This window comes from Tardiphaga robiniae (assembly GCF_001618955.1).
GTDB lineage: Bacteria > Pseudomonadota > Alphaproteobacteria > Rhizobiales > Xanthobacteraceae > Tardiphaga > Tardiphaga robiniae_A.
The window spans coordinates 100,395-115,325 of sequence record NZ_LVYV01000009.1; the positions used below are offsets into that span (position 1 = coordinate 100,395).

At 63.6% G+C, this 14,931-nt stretch carries 12 protein-coding genes and 1 other RNA gene; 11 read left to right on the top strand and 2 right to left on the bottom strand.

Annotated features, from left to right (window positions below; genetic code table 11):
* Positions 1 to 43 precede the first annotated feature (43 nt).
* Positions 44 to 478, bottom strand: an RNA gene (gene rnpB / locus A4A58_RS12220) — RNase P RNA component class A.
* 199 nt (positions 479 to 677) lie between these two features.
* Here rnpB and A4A58_RS12225 point away from each other — a divergent pair.
* Together A4A58_RS12225 and A4A58_RS12230 are read left to right on the top strand one after the other, a co-directional pair.
* Positions 678 to 1,028, top strand: a complete 351-nt coding sequence (locus A4A58_RS12225; protein WP_068732310.1) for a YciI family protein — start codon at positions 678 to 680, stop codon at positions 1,026 to 1,028.
* A 4-nt stretch (positions 1,029 to 1,032) separates the two neighbouring features.
* Positions 1,033 to 2,292, top strand: a complete 1,260-nt coding sequence (locus tag A4A58_RS12230; RefSeq protein WP_068732312.1) for an RNA polymerase sigma factor — start codon at positions 1,033 to 1,035, stop codon at positions 2,290 to 2,292.
* Here the strand turns inward: A4A58_RS12230 and A4A58_RS12235 are convergent.
* A complete protein-coding gene (locus A4A58_RS12235; RefSeq protein ID WP_081421842.1) occupies positions 2,289 to 3,140 on the bottom strand; it encodes an N-acetylmuramoyl-L-alanine amidase in 852 nt (283 codons plus the stop codon). The two genes, A4A58_RS12230 and A4A58_RS12235, sit on opposite strands and share 4 nt — an antisense overlap.
* Positions 3,141 to 3,666: 526 nt before the next feature.
* Between A4A58_RS12235 and rsmH the strand changes: the two genes are divergently transcribed.
* The 9 genes from rsmH (at position 3,667) to murG (ending at position 14,773) form a co-directional block, all read left to right on the top strand.
* Positions 3,667 to 4,662 (top strand): 16S rRNA (cytosine(1402)-N(4))-methyltransferase RsmH, encoded by a 996-nt coding sequence (gene rsmH / locus A4A58_RS12240; RefSeq protein ID WP_068732316.1) that lies wholly within the window; start codon positions 3,667 to 3,669, stop codon positions 4,660 to 4,662.
* A gap of 2 nt (positions 4,663 to 4,664) precedes the next feature.
* Positions 4,665 to 5,045 (top strand): cell division protein FtsL, encoded by a 381-nt coding sequence (gene ftsL, locus A4A58_RS12245; protein ID WP_068732318.1) that lies wholly within the window; start codon positions 4,665 to 4,667, stop codon positions 5,043 to 5,045.
* The gene (locus A4A58_RS12250; protein WP_068732320.1) at positions 5,042 to 6,805 is read left to right on the top strand and encodes a peptidoglycan D,D-transpeptidase FtsI family protein; all 1,764 of its coding nucleotides are present in this window, start codon (positions 5,042 to 5,044) and stop codon (positions 6,803 to 6,805) included. The genes ftsL and A4A58_RS12250 overlap by 4 nt, the downstream gene beginning before the upstream one ends.
* Positions 6,806 to 6,898: 93 nt before the next feature.
* Positions 6,899 to 8,356 (top strand): UDP-N-acetylmuramoyl-L-alanyl-D-glutamate--2,6-diaminopimelate ligase, encoded by a 1,458-nt coding sequence (locus tag A4A58_RS12255; RefSeq protein ID WP_068732358.1) that lies wholly within the window; start codon positions 6,899 to 6,901, stop codon positions 8,354 to 8,356.
* Positions 8,353 to 9,786, top strand: a complete 1,434-nt coding sequence (locus A4A58_RS12260; protein WP_068732322.1) for a UDP-N-acetylmuramoylalanyl-D-glutamyl-2,6-diaminopimelate--D-alanyl-D-alanine ligase — start codon at positions 8,353 to 8,355, stop codon at positions 9,784 to 9,786. The genes A4A58_RS12255 and A4A58_RS12260 overlap by 4 nt, the downstream gene beginning before the upstream one ends.
* Before the next feature lie 10 nt (positions 9,787 to 9,796).
* The gene (mraY, locus tag A4A58_RS12265; protein ID WP_068732324.1) at positions 9,797 to 10,879 is read left to right on the top strand and encodes a phospho-N-acetylmuramoyl-pentapeptide-transferase; all 1,083 of its coding nucleotides are present in this window, start codon (positions 9,797 to 9,799) and stop codon (positions 10,877 to 10,879) included.
* Positions 10,880 to 10,883: 4 nt separating this feature from the next.
* A complete protein-coding gene (gene murD, locus A4A58_RS12270) occupies positions 10,884 to 12,281 on the top strand; it encodes a UDP-N-acetylmuramoyl-L-alanine--D-glutamate ligase (protein WP_068732326.1) in 1,398 nt (465 codons plus the stop codon).
* A 243-nt stretch (positions 12,282 to 12,524) separates the two neighbouring features.
* Positions 12,525 to 13,673: a putative lipid II flippase FtsW gene (gene ftsW, locus A4A58_RS12275; protein ID WP_068732329.1), complete on the top strand. Its 1,149-nt coding sequence runs from the start codon at positions 12,525 to 12,527 to the stop codon at positions 13,671 to 13,673.
* Positions 13,670 to 14,773, top strand: coding sequence for an undecaprenyldiphospho-muramoylpentapeptide beta-N-acetylglucosaminyltransferase (murG, locus tag A4A58_RS12280; RefSeq protein ID WP_068732331.1), 1,104 nt, complete (start codon positions 13,670 to 13,672; stop codon positions 14,771 to 14,773). Before ftsW ends, murG begins: the two co-directional genes overlap by 4 nt.
* Positions 14,774 to 14,931 lie beyond the last annotated feature (158 nt).

The following is a 14,931-nucleotide window of genomic DNA, read 5'->3' on the forward strand; positions in this document are numbered from 1 at the left end:
GAAGGGCCCGGCGTTTTGCGCCGGGCCCTTCGTTGTTCAGAAAGTTATCAGCCGGCCTGTAAGCCGGGTTCTGTAGGGCATCGCCGATTTGCACCGGCGATACGTGACGGCCATTCCTCTGGGACCATAGTTGCCTATGGCCTCAAGCAACCTACCCGGACAGCGAGCAAGACATTGCCCCGCAGTGTTATCGCTCAAGGTGAGCGAACTGACTGCTTTGCCGTCCCTATTCGGTTTTGCTCCCGGTGTGGTTTGCCATGCCGTTTCCGTTGCCGGATACGCGGTGCGCTCTTACCGCACCTTTTCACCCTTACCGCACCAACTCCTTGCGGAGGGAGGCGAGGCGGTTCGTTCTCTGTGGCACTTTCCCTGGGGTCGCCCCCGCCGGACGTTATCCGGCACCGTATGTCGATGGAGCCCGGACTTTCCTCTCCCGCAGCCTTTCGACCATAGCGGGAGCGGCCGTCCAGCCGACTGACGGCACAGGCATGGAGGCTCAGGGCCGTGGCGTCAAGCCAGGAACGCGCGCAGTCTTTGCCAAAATAAATTATCCTGAAGATGTCGTTCTGCTGCCGGTCCGTTCGACTGACCGCATGATCCCGGAAAGTGGAAACCAGTTTTCGGACCCGATCATGCCCATGTCACGGCGAATGCGCCGCTCAAGAGGAGAGAACGCAATGCAGTATCTGCTGATGATCTACCAGAACGAAGCCGAGTACGCGAAAATGGACGCCGCCACAGGCAAGAAGATGCTTGAGGAATATGGCGCGTTCACCCAGTCCATCGTCCAGAGCGGCAATTTTAAGGCCGGTGACCGGCTGCAACCGACGACCACAGCGACCACGGTGCAGGTGCGCGACGGCAAGATGCTCACCACCGATGGTCCGTTCGCCGAGACGCGCGAACAGCTCGCTGGTTACTATCTGGTTGACGCGAAGGATCTCGATGCCGCACTGGCGATTGCGGCGCGGATTCCCAGTGCGCGGGTCGGTTCAATCGAGGTGCGGCCGATCTGGGTCTATAACTGACACCATGACGCTGGCCGAAATCGACAGGATCTTTCGCAACGAGGCGGGTCGCGCGCTGGCGACGCTGATCCGCCTCGTCGGCGATTTCGATTTGGCTGAAGATGCGTTGCAGGATGCTTTCGCGGTTGCGCTTGAAAGATGGCCAACGGCTGAGCCGCCGGCAAATCCGCGCGCGTGGCTTGTCAATGTCGGCCGCAACAAGGCGATCGACCGTGTCAGGCGGCTGGTCTCGTTTCGCGACAAGCAGCAACAGGTGACGCACGAGCTGTTGCTGAATGCGGGCGCAGATGACGATCGCTGTGACGACGCCGTTCTCGACGACGACATGCTGCGGCTGATTTTCATCTGTTGCCATCCGGCTTTCGCCGTGGAGGTGCAGGTGATGCTGACGCTGCGAACCGTCTGTGGATTGAGCACCGCTCAGGTGGCACGGGCGTTTCTGATCGGCGAAGACGCCATGGCGCAGCGTCTGGTCCGAGCCAAACAGAAGATCCGCATCGCCGGAATTCCCTATGAAGTGCCTGTGCGAGATGCGCTCGAACAGCGCCTGCGCGGCGTGTTGGCCGTGATCTATCTGGTTTTCACCGAAGGCTACGTTGCCACGTCAGGTGACGATCTGATGCGGCCGGACCTGGCGCGGGAAGCAATCCGGCTGGCTCGTTTGCTTGATGCGCTGATGCCGCAGCGACGCGAGATCAAAGGCCTGCTGGCGCTGATGCTGCTGCACGACGCGCGCCGCTCCGGTCGTGCGACGGCAGATGGCGATATCGTGCTGCTGGAAGCGCAGGATCGGTCGTTGTGGGATCACCAACAGATTGCCGAGGGGTTGCGGCTGGTCGAGGACGCGTTGCACGCTCCGGGCCGACCCGATGACTATGTGGTGCAGGCCGCGATCGCGGCGTTGCATGCGCAGGCGCCGAGCTATCAAGCCACCGACTGGCCGCAGATCGCCGGGCTCTACGAAGTCCTGCTGCGGATCAGGCCATCGCCGGTGATCGAGCTCAACCATGCCGCCGCGGTGGCGATGGTCGATGGTCCGCTGCGTGCCCTGAATCTGGTCGACGCATTGCAGGCGAGGGGCGGACTCGACGGCTACGATCTGCTGCCGGCGGTGCGCGCCGACCTGTTGCGCCGTCTTGGCCGGCGCGATGCCGCCCGCGATGCGTATCATCGGGCCAGTGCGGCCACACAACTTGAGCCATTGCGCCGGCTTTACGCGCGGCGATTGGCTGAGCTGGACGAGATGACCGATCCGGAGATCTAGGCTGTCGCTTCGCTGGGCAGGCTGGCGAGCAGGGCCTGCAGCGTGGTCAGCGTCGAGTGGTCCACGAGACCGTCGACGCGCTCGGGACGGAAATGGCGCTGGAAGGCGGTGACCACTTCCATGGTCGGAGCATTGTACTGGCCATCGGTCTCGATGCCGTAGCCATAGCGCGCCAATGCATGCTGCAGCGCCAGTACGTCGTCGCCCGCAGTGCCGAGTTTCATGGTTTCGCCGCGCACGATCGGCGCCGGCATCACCCAGTGGCCGACGCCCGAATTGGCCAGCGAGTGCCACGGGAATTTTTCGCCGGGATCCTTCTTGCGCGAGGGCGAGACGTCGGAATGACCGAGCACGCGATGCGGCTGCAGGTCATGACGCAGCATGATGCCGCGGCACAGCGCGGTGACGGCGGCGATCTGCCGGCTCGGAAAATCCGGATAGCCCCAGTCATGACCGCGATTGATGATCTCGATGCCGATCGAGCAGGAATTGATGTCCTCTTCGCCGGCCCAGAAACCGACGCCGGCGTGCCAGGCCCGCTTGGCTTCCGGCACCGTCTGCACGATACGACCGTCCTCGAGCACGATGTAATGCGCCGAGACATCGGTGCCCGCGCTGCACAGGCGCGCGATCGCGCCTTCCGGATCGGGCATGCCGGTATAGTGCAGCACGATCATGTCGGGCACGAGGCCCTTGTTGCGGTCACCGAAATTCGGCGACGGGATCACATCGGAAACGACGGATGAATCCGGGGTAAAGGTCGGCATGTCCGCGGCGCCCTTGGGAATCGGGAGGGCGCGTTGACGCTTGGAGTCGGATCCAGCGGGTGCGGACGAAGGTGAAACCATCAGAAAACTCAAATCAGTCACGGGAACAGCAGCACATTCGGGTTGTGCCGCAGGCGCGTACTATCCCCGACTGGCACCTTGCTATGCAACAACTGCATGACAGTTTTGCCCCATTTTTATCCACTGTGGGCTTAAAGCATCAGCACTACGATGAAACCGGCACTTGCAATTGATCGATTGCTCTCCAACCCATCAACGCTTTCTTAACGCTAAGTGCCGTTACTGAGTGGTGAAGAGCCAACCTGAAAAGGGCGGCCAAAGTTCCATTTTGACGCTCAGATCCCGGCGTTCTGATCCCATGGCAATCCCGAAAAATCCATGCGGACATCAGGCCTTTCCCGCGCCAAACGCGGGTGGCGCGTCGAATGGAACCCGCAATCGCGCGGCGACCGGGCTTTTCAGGAGGAAAAGCCAGGCGGCGCGCCGACAGTTGAGGCGACATGGGCCTGTTCGTGTCCAGTTTGATTTTGCGCCTCGATGCGAAGGAACGGAACGCGCTGCCTGCACGCCTCCGGCCGGCGCGCGCATGAGCAAGCCCGATACAAGACATATCTCCGTTCTCGGCGTTGAAGCTGTCGACATGCTGAGCCCGCGCGCCGGTGGTATTTATGTCGATGCCACGTTCGGCGCCGGCGGCTACTCCCGCGCCATTCTCGCGACCGAGGGAACGCGCGTCATCGCCATCGATCGCGATCAAACTGCGATTGCGGGTGGTTTCGATCTGGTCGACGCGTCTGACGGCCGTCTCACGCTGGTCGAGGATCGCTTCTCCAATCTCGCCGATGTGTGCACCGCGCAGGGCGAGCCACTGGTCGATGGCGTCGTGATGGACGTTGGCGTGTCGTCGATGCAGATCGATCAGGCCGAACGCGGCTTTTCGTTTCGCTTCGACGGCCCGCTCGACATGCGCATGAGCCAGTACGGCCCGACCGCGGCCGATGTGGTGGCGAAGGCCTCCGAGGCCGATCTTGCTAATATCATCTATATCTTCGGCGAGGAGCGGCACTCCCGCTCCGTTGCGCGTGCGATCGTCGCCGCGCGCAAGGAAGCTGACATCGAGACGACGAAACAGCTCGTCGATATCGTGCAGAAGGTCGTGTGGGCCAAGCCCGGCGAAATCCATCCGGCGACGCGGACGTTCCAGGCGCTGCGCATCTTCGTCAATGCAGAACTCGATGAACTTCACATCGCGCTCGCCGCTGCCGAACGCGTGCTGAAGCCGGGTGGTCGGCTGTCGGTGGTCTCGTTCCATTCGCTGGAAGACCGCATCGTCAAGAATTTCATGACCGAACGCAGCAAGACCGGCGGCGGATCGCGGCATCTGCCGGAGGTCGCGCAATCCCGTCCGCGCTTCTCGCTGGTCAACAAGCGCCCGATTACTGCTGGCGAAGACGAACTCAAGGCCAATCCGCGCGCCCGCTCTGCGAAGCTGCGCGGCGCCGAGCGCACCGATGCGCCGGCACAGGATGCCGGCCCGTTGCCGGGCTGGCCGACGCTCGCCTCCATGATGAGGGGAGGCTGATCATGCGGATCATCCACCTTCTCGTCATCGCTGTTCTCGTCTTCGCCGCTGCCTATGTCTATCGCATCAAGATGGAATCCACCGTGCGCACCGAGAAGGTGCTGCGCCTGCACGCCGATATTCGTGAGCAGCGCGATGCGATTGCGTCGCTGCGCGCCGAATGGGCCAAGCTGGATGCGCCGATGCGGCTGCAGGGTCTGGCCGAACGCCATCTGAAGCTGCAGCCGATGACGGCGCAGCAATTCGACACGATGAAGAATCTGCCGGATCGGCCGCCGAATTTCGCCAAGCCGGGTGAGCCAGATCCGATCGGCGCGATGATCCACACCATCGATCCGGATATCGTGACCGGCTCGCTGCCGGCGCCGGAGGATCCGCAGTGACAGGTCCGCAACTCGACCCGAACAAACCGATCACCCGGCCGCCGGAGCCCTGGCGCCAGCGTCTGATCCGCAGCCTGCTCTACGGGCGCAACGTCGATCGTGCGGCGAAGGCACGCGCGCGCGTCGGTCTTGCGATGATCGCGTTCGGCGGCGTGTACGGCATCATTGCCGTGCGTCTCATCATGTTCGCTGTCAACGGCGACACCCATGCGGAGCGCCGCTCCACGCGTGACGCCATCGCCACCGCACGTCCCGATATCGTTGACCGCAACGGCGCGATCCTGGCGACCGACGTCAAGTCACCATCGCTGTTCTCGGAGCCTCGCCGCATCATCGACAAGGACGAAGCGGTCGAATTGCTCACTGGCGCATTGCCCGATCTCGACGGCGCCGAAGTGCGCGAGCGGATCATGAGCAAGAAGGGCTTTGCCTGGCTGAAGCGCGAGATCACGCCGCAGCAGCAGCGCGACATTCATCGGCTGGGCATTCCAGGCATCGGCTTCCTCCGCGAGAACAAGCGCGTCTATCCGAGCGGTGCGGCCGTCTCGCATCTGATCGGTCTGACCAATATCGACAATCAGGGCATCGCCGGTATCGAGAAATGGCTCGACAGCAACGGCCTTGCGGATCTGCATCGCGCAGGCTTTGCCTCCGATCGCCTGCAGAAGCCGGTCGAGCTCGCCGTCGATCTGCGCGTCGAGCACGCACTGCGTGACGAACTGCTCAAGGCCAAGGCGAAATACAGCGCCAAGGCGGCGTCGGGGCTCGTCTCCAACGTGAAGACCGGCGAGATCGTCGCCATGGTCTCGCTGCCCGACTTCGATCCGAACAATCCGAAGGAAGCGCACGATCCCGATCGCATCAACCGCCTGACCACCGGCGTCTATGAAATGGGCTCGACCTTCAAGACGCTGACGCTGGCGATGGCGCTCGACAGCGGCAAGGCCAATCTCAATACGATGTATGACGCGCGCTATCCGCTGAGCTATGGCAAGTTCAAGATCCACGACACGCATCCGGTGCCGCGTCCAATCTCGCTCGCCGAAGTCTTCACGTTCTCGTCAAATGTCGGTGCTGCGAAGATCGCGCTCGGGCAGGGAGTCGAGGCGCACAAGGCGTTTCTGAGGAAGGTCGGCCAGCTCGATCGGCTGCGCACCGAGCTGCCGGAGAGCGCAATGCCCATCGTGCCGAAGCGCTGGGGTGAGCTCAACACCATCACCATCGCTTTCGGCCATGGTATCGCTGTGGCGCCGCTGCAGGCGGTGATGGGCATCAATGCCATGGTCAATGGCGGCTTGCTCATTCCGCCGACCTTTCTGAAGCGCACCGAAGAGGAAGCGCGGGAGATCGGCAAGCGCGTCGTCAAGAAAGAGACCAGCGATAAGGTGCGTTACATGATGCGCCTGAATGCCGAGACCGGTTCGGCGCGGCAGGCTGAAGCCAGGGCCAAGGGGTACTATCTTGGCGGCAAGACCGGCACGGCCGAGAAGGTCGTCAACGGCCGCTATTCGAAGAAGCAGGTGCTGAATTCCTTTACCGCCGTGCTGCCGATGGACAATCCGCAATTCCAGGTTCTGGTGATGCTGGACGAGCCGAAGGCACTGCCGGAAACCCATGGTTTCATCACCTCGGGCTGGAATGCTGTGCCGACGGGGGGCAATGTGATCGCCCGTATCGCGCCGCTTTTGGGGCTTGAGCCGCGCTTCGATCTGGCGCCGTCCGACCGCCTTATTCTTGCGACATCCAAGGTGACTCAGTAACGCCGCATCTGCGCTTTACAGCCGGTGCAAAATGCGGTTTGCGTGGCGTTGCGGAACCCGATGCGTCCCTCGATCTGGCCTGCCCGGAGCAGCATGAAACTACGCGATTTGTTCAACCCTGATGCCGTGATGGAGCAGTCCGCAAGGGACGTCACCGTCACCGGACTGGCTGTGGACAGCCGCGCAGTGAAACCGGGCGATCTGTTCTTTGCACTCGCCGGTGCGAAGACCGACGGTTCGCGTTTCATCGCACAGGCACTGGCGTCGGGTGCCGTCGCTGTCGCCGGCGACCACAAGCCCGACGATCTGTCCGTACCCTTCGTGCGCACGCCCAATCCGCGCCTTGCGCTGGCTCTCGCGGCGTCGAAATTCTATCCGCGTCAGCCTGAGGTCGTTGCCGCCGTCACCGGGACATCAGGCAAGACCTCGGTCGCATCCTTTGCGCGCGAGATCTGGGGCCGCCTCGGATATGCCTCCGCAAGCATCGGCACCATCGGTCTCGTGTCGCCGAAGCGCACCGTCTATGGCTCGCTGACCACGCCGGATCCGATCTCGCTGCACAAACAGATCGACGAGATCACCGGCGAGGGCGTGACGCATCTCGCGCTCGAAGCGTCGTCGCACGGCCTCGATCAGTTCAGGCTTGACGGCGTGCGGGTCTCTGCCGCCGGCTTTACCAATCTGTCGCGCGATCACATGGACTACCATCCGGACGTCGCGCATTATCTCAGTGCCAAGCTGCGGCTGTTCCTCAATCTGGTCGCGGACGGCGGCGTCGCCGTGATCGCCGCCGATCACGAGCATTCGCCGCAAGTGGTCCATGCCGCGCAGTCCCGCCACTTGCGCCTGATGAAAGTCGGTCGCAAAGGCGACGGCACAGGCGAGGGTATTCGCCTTGTCGATGCCACGGTCGAAGGCTTCGCGCAGAAACTCACGCTCGAGCATCGCGGCAGGACCTATGCGATCACGCTGCCTCTGGTCGGCGAATTCCAGATCGAGAACGCGCTTGTCGCGGCCGGTCTCGTGATCGGTACCGGCGGTGATGTCGATCAGACCTTCGCCGCGCTCGAACATCTCGAAGGCGCCAAGGGGCGTCTCGAGCAGGTCGGTGCGCACAACGGCGCTCCGGTCTTCGTCGATTACGCCCACAAGCCGGATGCGCTCGCGAAAGCACTGCAGGCGCTGCGCCCTTATGCGAAACGCAAGCTCGTCGTGGTGTTCGGCGCCGGCGGCGATCGCGATGCCGGCAAGCGGCCGCTGATGGGGGAGATCGCCAGCGAAAATGCCGACAGCGTGATCGTTACCGACGACAATCCGCGCAGCGAGAATCCTGCAACCATCCGCGCGGCGATCATGGCGGCTGCGAAAGGCGCCACCGAAATCGGCGACCGCGCCGAGGCCATCCGCGTGGCTGTCGAAGGTCTGCAGCCCGGCGATGCCCTGCTGATCGCCGGCAAGGGCCATGAAACCGGACAGATCGTCGGCGATCGCACGCTGCCCTTCAGCGATCACGAGGCCGCCGCAGCGGCGCTTGCCAAGAGGACTGCATGAGCGAGTTTCTTTGGACATCGGCCGCGATGGCCGACGCGATGCACGCGATCACGCAGGGCGCGCTGCCGGAAAGCATCACGGGCATCTCTATCGATACCCGCTCCATCAAGCCCGGCGAGGCCTATTTCGCCATCAAGGGCGACGTGCATGACGGCCACGCCTTCGTCGAAGCTGCGCTGAAAGCCGGTGCTGGTCTTGCTGTCGTGGAAGCCGCGCAGCGCGACAAGTTTCCCGCCGATGCGCGCCTGCTGGTGGTCGACGACGTGCTCGCAGCGCTCGTCGAACTCGGCATCGCCTCGCGTGCACGTCTGAAGGCGCCGATCATCGCAATCACCGGTTCGGTCGGCAAGACCTCGACCAAGGAAGCGCTGCGCCGTGTGCTGGAAGCGCAGGGCAAGACGCATGCCTCGGTCGCGTCGTTCAACAATCACTGGGGCGTGCCGCTGACACTGGCGCGCTGCCCGGCAGATGTGCGCTTTGCGATCTTCGAGATCGGCATGAACCATGCCGGCGAAATCGAGACGCTGGTGAAGATGGTGCGACCGCATTTTGCCGTCATCACCACCGTTGAGCCGGTGCATCTCGAATTCTTCGCCGGCGTCGAAGCCATTGCCGACGCCAAGGCCGAAATCTTTTCGGGGCTTGAACCCGATGGCGTCGCGATCCTCAACCGCGACAATGCGCAATTCGCGCGTCTGCAGAAGAGCGCCAAGAAGGCCGGCGTCTCGCGCATCGTCTCGTTCGGCGCAGACAGCAAGGCCGAGGCACGGCTGCTCGATGTCTCATTGCATCCGACGTGTTCGGCCGTGCATGCGAACGTCCTCGGTCATGATGTCACCTACAAGCTCGGCATGCCCGGCCGCCATATGGCGATGAATTCCCTGGCAGTACTGGCCGCGGCCGAATTGATGGGCGCTGATCTCGTTCATGCCGCACTGACGCTGTCGCAAGTGGTGCCCGCCGCGGGCCGCGGCGTCCGCCATGTGCTCGAAGTCGGCGGCGAGGCGACGCTGATCGACGAGAGCTACAATGCCAATCCGGCGTCGATGGCGGCAGCCATCAACGTGCTGGGCGCTGCGGCAGTCGGGCCGAAGGGTCGCCGCATCGCGGTGCTCGGCGACATGCTCGAACTCGGCCCCGATGGCGCGAAACTTCATGCCGGGCTGCTGGACGCGGTGCAGTCCAATGGCATCGATCTGGTATTTTGCTGTGGTCCCCTGATGCGCAACCTTTGGGATGCTCTTTCCACGGGCAAGCGGGGCGGCTATGCCGGGGATGCGGCGGCGCTCGAATCGCAGGTGCTGGCCGCGATCCGCGCCGGTGACGCCATCATGGTCAAGGGCTCGCTCGGCTCGAAGATGAAACCGATTGTCTCCGCGCTCGAAAAGCGCTTTCCCGGCAACGCCGCGCTCGACGATGCCGCGGTATAGGGCGGACTGAATGTTCTACTGGCTGATCGATTTTGCGGGCACCGTTCCGGTGTTCAACGTGTTCCGCTACATCACCTTCCGCACCGGCGGCGCGGTGGTGACCGGCGCACTATTCGTGTTCCTGTTCGGCCCCTGGATCATCGACAATCTGCGCCTGCGTCAGGGCAAGGGCCAGCCGATCCGCACCGACGGCCCGCAGTCGCATCTGGTCAAGGTGGGCACGCCGACCATGGGCGGGCTGATGATCCTGTCGGGCCTCGTGGTCTCCACGCTGCTCTGGGCCAATCCGCGCAATCCCTATGTCTGGATCGTGCTGGCGGTCACCCTCGGCTTCGGCTTCGTCGGCTTCTATGACGATTATCTCAAAGTGACTAAGCAGAGCCACAAGGGATTTGCCGGTCGCACGCGTCTGCTGATCGAATTCATCATTGCGGGTGCCGCCTGTTTCGCCTTCGTCAAGCTCGGCCGCGATCCGCTGTCGTCCTCGCTGGTGATCCCGTTCCTCAAGGACGTGATCGTGAATTTCGGCTGGTTCTTCGTGCTGTTCGGCGCCTTCATCGTCGTCGGCGCCGGCAATGCCGTGAACCTCACCGATGGTCTCGACGGTCTCGCCATCGTACCGGTGATGATCGCGTCTGCCTCGTTCGGCATGATCGCCTATCTCGCCGGCAACGCGGTGTTTTCCGACTATCTGCAGATCAACTATGTCGCCGGTACCGGCGAACTCGCGGTGCTCTGCGGCGCGGTGCTGGGTGCTGGCCTCGGTTTCCTCTGGTTCAACGCGCCGCCGGCCTCGATCTTCATGGGTGACACCGGCTCGCTGGCGCTGGGCGGCATGCTCGGCTCGATCGCGGTGGCTGTGAAGCACGAGATCGTGCTCGCGGTGATCGGCGGTCTGTTCGTGCTCGAAGCCGTCTCGGTCATCGTGCAGGTCACGTCCTTCAAGCTCACCGGTAAACGTGTGTTCCGCATGGCGCCGATCCATCACCACTTCGAACAGAAGGGCTGGACCGAGCCGCAGATCGTCATTCGCTTCTGGATCATCTCGGTGATGCTGGCACTGGTCGGCCTCTCCACGCTGAAGCTGCGGTGACATCGTGATCCCGGTCACCTCATTTGCCGGCAAGACAGTCGCCGTGTTCGGTCTCGGCGGCTCCGGCCTCGCATCCTGCCACGCGCTGCAGGCGGGCGGCGCCGAAGTCATCGCCTGTGACGACAGCATCGACAGAATGGTCGAGGCCACGCAGGCCGGCTTCATCACCGCCGATCTGCGCACGGTGGCATGGGGCAGTTTCGCCGCACTGATCCTGACGCCCGGCGTGCCGCTGACGCATCCCGCTCCGCACTGGACAGTCGTCGCTGCGAAAGCAGCAGGCGTCGAGGTCATCGGCGACATCGAACTGTTCTGCCGCGAACGCAAGCTGCACGCCCCCGATGCGCCCTTCGTCGCCATCACTGGCACCAACGGCAAATCGACGACGACGGCGCTCGTCGCGCATCTGATGCGCGAGGCGGGTTTCGATACGCAGATGGGCGGCAATATCGGCACCGCGATCCTGTCGCTGGAGCCGCCGGCCAGGGGCCGCGTCCATGTGATCGAGATGTCGTCCTATCAGATCGATCTGACGCCCTCGCTCGATCCGTCCGTCGGCATCCTGCTCAACGTCACGCCCGATCATATCGATCGTCACGGCACGCTGGCGCATTACGCTGCGGTGAAGGAGCGTCTCGTCGCCGGCGTGCAGGCTGGCGGCACGGCGATCATCGGCGTCGATGACGACTGGTGCAGCAAATCAGCCGATCGCATCGAACAGTCCGGCAAGCGCGTGGTGCGCGTCTCCGTCGAACATCCGCTCGCTGATGGCCTCACCATCCGTGGTAGCACCATCGTGCGCAACGCCGACGGCGCGCAGAGCGATGTCGTCGATATCTCCGGCATCGGCTCGCTGCGCGGCCTGCACAATGCGCAGAATGCAGCCTGTGCTTCGGCCGCCGCGCTGGCGCTGGGCGTCTCACCCGCCGTGCTGCAAAAGGGCCTGCGCTCGTTCCCCGGTCTTGCCCATCGCATGGAGCAGGTCGGCCGTCAGGGCGCAACGCTGTTCGTCAATGACTCCAAAGGCACCAATGCTGACGCTGCGGCGAAAGCGCTGTCGTCCTTCAACGACATCTTCTGGATCGCCGGCGGCAAGCAGAAGGAGGGCGGCATCATGTCGCTCGCCGAATTCTTCCCGCGCATCCGTGGTGCCTATCTGATCGGCGAAGCCGCCAATGATTTTGCGCAGACGCTGGACGGCAAGGTGCCCTATGAGATCAGCGTCAGCCTCGACGTCGCTGTGGCCAATGCCGCGCGCGATGCCGCGGAAGCCGGGCTCGCCGAGCCCGTGGTGCTGCTGTCGCCGGCCTGTGCGTCATTCGACCAGTTCCGGAACTTTGAAATTCGGGGCGACCGGTTCCGGGAACTGGTGCTGGCGTTGGATGGGGTGAGGGCGGTTTAACGCTCGTCATTCCGGGGCGCTCGCTCTTGCGAGCGAACCCGGAATCTCGACATGGGATTCTCTGAGGGCGCCAGGCTATGCCGGGATTCCGGGCTCATTCCGGCTCGCCTCGCGATCCGGCCTGCCCCGGAATGACAGTGGGTTCGCGCCAGCCCCATTCCTTCCAAATTTTCACAATCCATTAACCGTCTGGCAACCACGATGGCCCATCGATAAGAGTTCATCGACCCGCAGGACGCGCCTATGATCTCTCGCGAACAACGCACGCCGCTCAGCGAATGGTGGTGGACCGTGGACCGCCTGCTGCTGGCGGCGATCATCGCGCTGATGCTGGCGGGGGTGATCCTCTCGCTGGCCGCCTCGCCGCCGGTGGCGACGCGCATCGGGCTCGATCCGTTCCACTTCTTCAACCGCCACATCCTGTTCCTGGTGCCGTCTATCATCGTGCTGATCGGCGTGTCCTTCATGACGCCGCGGCAGATCCGGCGTTCGGCGCTGGTGGTGTTCGCGATCTCCATCGTGCTGATCGTGGCGACCTTGCTGATCGGGCCGGAAGTGAAGGGCGCCAAGCGCTGGATCACCATTCTCGGCATAAATATCCAGGCCTCGGAATCCGCCAAGCCTGCTTTTGTCGTCATTGCCGCCTGGCTGTTCTCGGAATCCGCGCGCAAGCCGGAGATGCCGGCGACCTCGATGGCCATCGTCTTGCTGATGATGCTGGTGTCGTTGCTGGTGATGCAGCCTGACTTCGGTCAGACCATGCTGATCCTGATGGCCTGGGGTTCGCTGTTCTTCATCGCTGGCATGCGCATGGTCTGGGTGTTCGGCCTCGGCGCCACCGCGGCAGGCGGGCTATTGATGGCTTACTTCCTGGTGCCGCACGTTGCCGGCCGTATCAAACGCTTCATGGATCCGGCCTCGGGCGACACGTTCCAGGTAGATACCGCCATGGAGGCCTTCTCGAATGGCGGCTGGTTCGGCCTCGGGCCGGGCGAGGGCATTGCCAAGCGCAGCCTGCCGGACAGCCACACCGACTTCGTCTTCGCCGTCGGCGCCGAGGAATTCGGCATTCTCTTGTGTCTCGCGGTGCTCAGTCTGTTCGCCTTCATCGTGATCCGCGCGATGTCGCGCGCCTACGCCACCGAAGATCTGTTCTCGCGCTTCGCTGCCTCGGGTCTCGCGATCCTGTTTGGCGTGCAGGCGGCGATCAACATGGCGGTGAACCTGCATCTCATCCCCGCGAAAGGCATGACACTGCCCTTCATCTCCTATGGTGGTTCGTCGATGATCTCGCTGGCTTACAGCGTCGGCATGCTGCTCGCGTTGACCCGCATGCGTCCACGCACCGAAGTCGAGGCGATCGACGCCCACGTCGCGCGCACTTACGCGTGATGAGTACCGCGCCCCTCATATTGCTTGCGGCGGGCGGCACCGGCGGACATCTGTTTCCGGCGGAAGCACTCGGCGTTGCGCTGATGAAGCGCGGGCTGCGCGTGCGGCTCGTCACCGATGCGCGGGCGCTGAAATATAGCGGGCTGTTTTCGCGCGAGATGATCGATGTCGTGCCGAGCGAGACGGTGCGGTCACGCAATCCCATCTCGCTGGCGCGCACCGCGATCATGCTCGCTGCCGGCACCGTGATGGCGCTGAACCTGATGCGCAGCCTGAAGCCCGCAGCGGTGATCGGCTTCGGTGGCTATCCGACTGTGCCGCCACTGTTTGCCGCGCGTCTGTTCGGCATTCCCACCCTCATTCACGATTCCAACGCCGTTATGGGCCGCGCCAACCGCATGCTGTCCGGCAAGGTCAGCGCCATCGCGACCTCGCTGCCTGGCGTGCTCGACCGCGATCCCGAATTGTCGAAGAAGACCACCACGACAGGCACGCCGATGCGCCCGGCGATCCTCGCCGCCGCCGCCGTGCCTTATGTGGCGCCGGATCTCACCGGGCCATTCCGCTTGCTCGTCGTCGGCGGCAGCCAGGGCGCGCGCATCATGGCCGATATCGTGCCGCCGGCGATCGAGCGTCTCGAACCGGCGCTGTGGAATCGCCTCGTGCTGACGCAACAGGTGCGCGACGAAGACATGAGCCGCGTGCGTGCCGTTTACGACAAGCTCAAGATCAGGGCCGAACTCGCGCCGTTCTTCAGCGATCTCCCGGCGCGTCTCGCATCGAGCCAACTTGTGATCTCGCGCTCCGGCGCGGGCACCGTCGCCGAACTCGGGGCCATCGGGCGGCCGTCCATTCTGGTGCCGCTGCCCGGCGCGCTGGATCAGGATCAGTTCGCCAATGCCGGCGTGCTGGCGGATGCGGGCGGCGCGCTCCGGATCGCGCAGAGCGATTTTTCGCCCGACAGGCTGGCGGCGGAAATCTCCGCGCTGGCTGGCGAGCCGACGCGGCTAACTGCAATGGCATCTGGTGCGCGCAAGGTCGGCAAGCTCGATGCGGCAGAGCGGCTGGCGGATCTGGTCGCCAAGGTCGCGAAGATTTAGGTCACTACTCCCTTAATCGTCGTCCCCGCGCAGGCGGGGAGGTGGATTCCCACTCGAAGTGCAACAGCTGTCGAGCAAAGAGCTCAGCGGGGGTGTGCCAGTCAAGGCACTTTCGGGGTGTGCTGTTGTAAGCCAGAACGGCATCAGCAAGATCCTGG

Coding starts and splice junctions, on each gene's coding strand:
- A4A58_RS12255 (WP_068732358.1), top strand. CDS start 6,899: ATGAAACTACGCGATTTGTTCAACCCTGATGCCGTGATGGAGCAGTCC.
- A4A58_RS12225 (WP_068732310.1), top strand. CDS start 678: ATGCAGTATCTGCTGATGATCTACCAGAACGAAGCCGAGTACGCGAAA.
- A4A58_RS12260 (WP_068732322.1), top strand. CDS start 8,353: ATGAGCGAGTTTCTTTGGACATCGGCCGCGATGGCCGACGCGATGCAC.
- A4A58_RS12235 (WP_081421842.1), bottom strand. CDS start 3,140: ATGGTTTCACCTTCGTCCGCACCCGCTGGATCCGACTCCAAGCGTCAA.
- rsmH (WP_068732316.1), top strand. CDS start 3,667: ATGAGCAAGCCCGATACAAGACATATCTCCGTTCTCGGCGTTGAAGCT.
- mraY (WP_068732324.1), top strand. CDS start 9,797: ATGTTCTACTGGCTGATCGATTTTGCGGGCACCGTTCCGGTGTTCAAC.
- ftsW (WP_068732329.1), top strand. CDS start 12,525: ATGATCTCTCGCGAACAACGCACGCCGCTCAGCGAATGGTGGTGGACC.
- ftsL (WP_068732318.1), top strand. CDS start 4,665: ATGCGGATCATCCACCTTCTCGTCATCGCTGTTCTCGTCTTCGCCGCT.
- A4A58_RS12230 (WP_068732312.1), top strand. CDS start 1,033: ATGACGCTGGCCGAAATCGACAGGATCTTTCGCAACGAGGCGGGTCGC.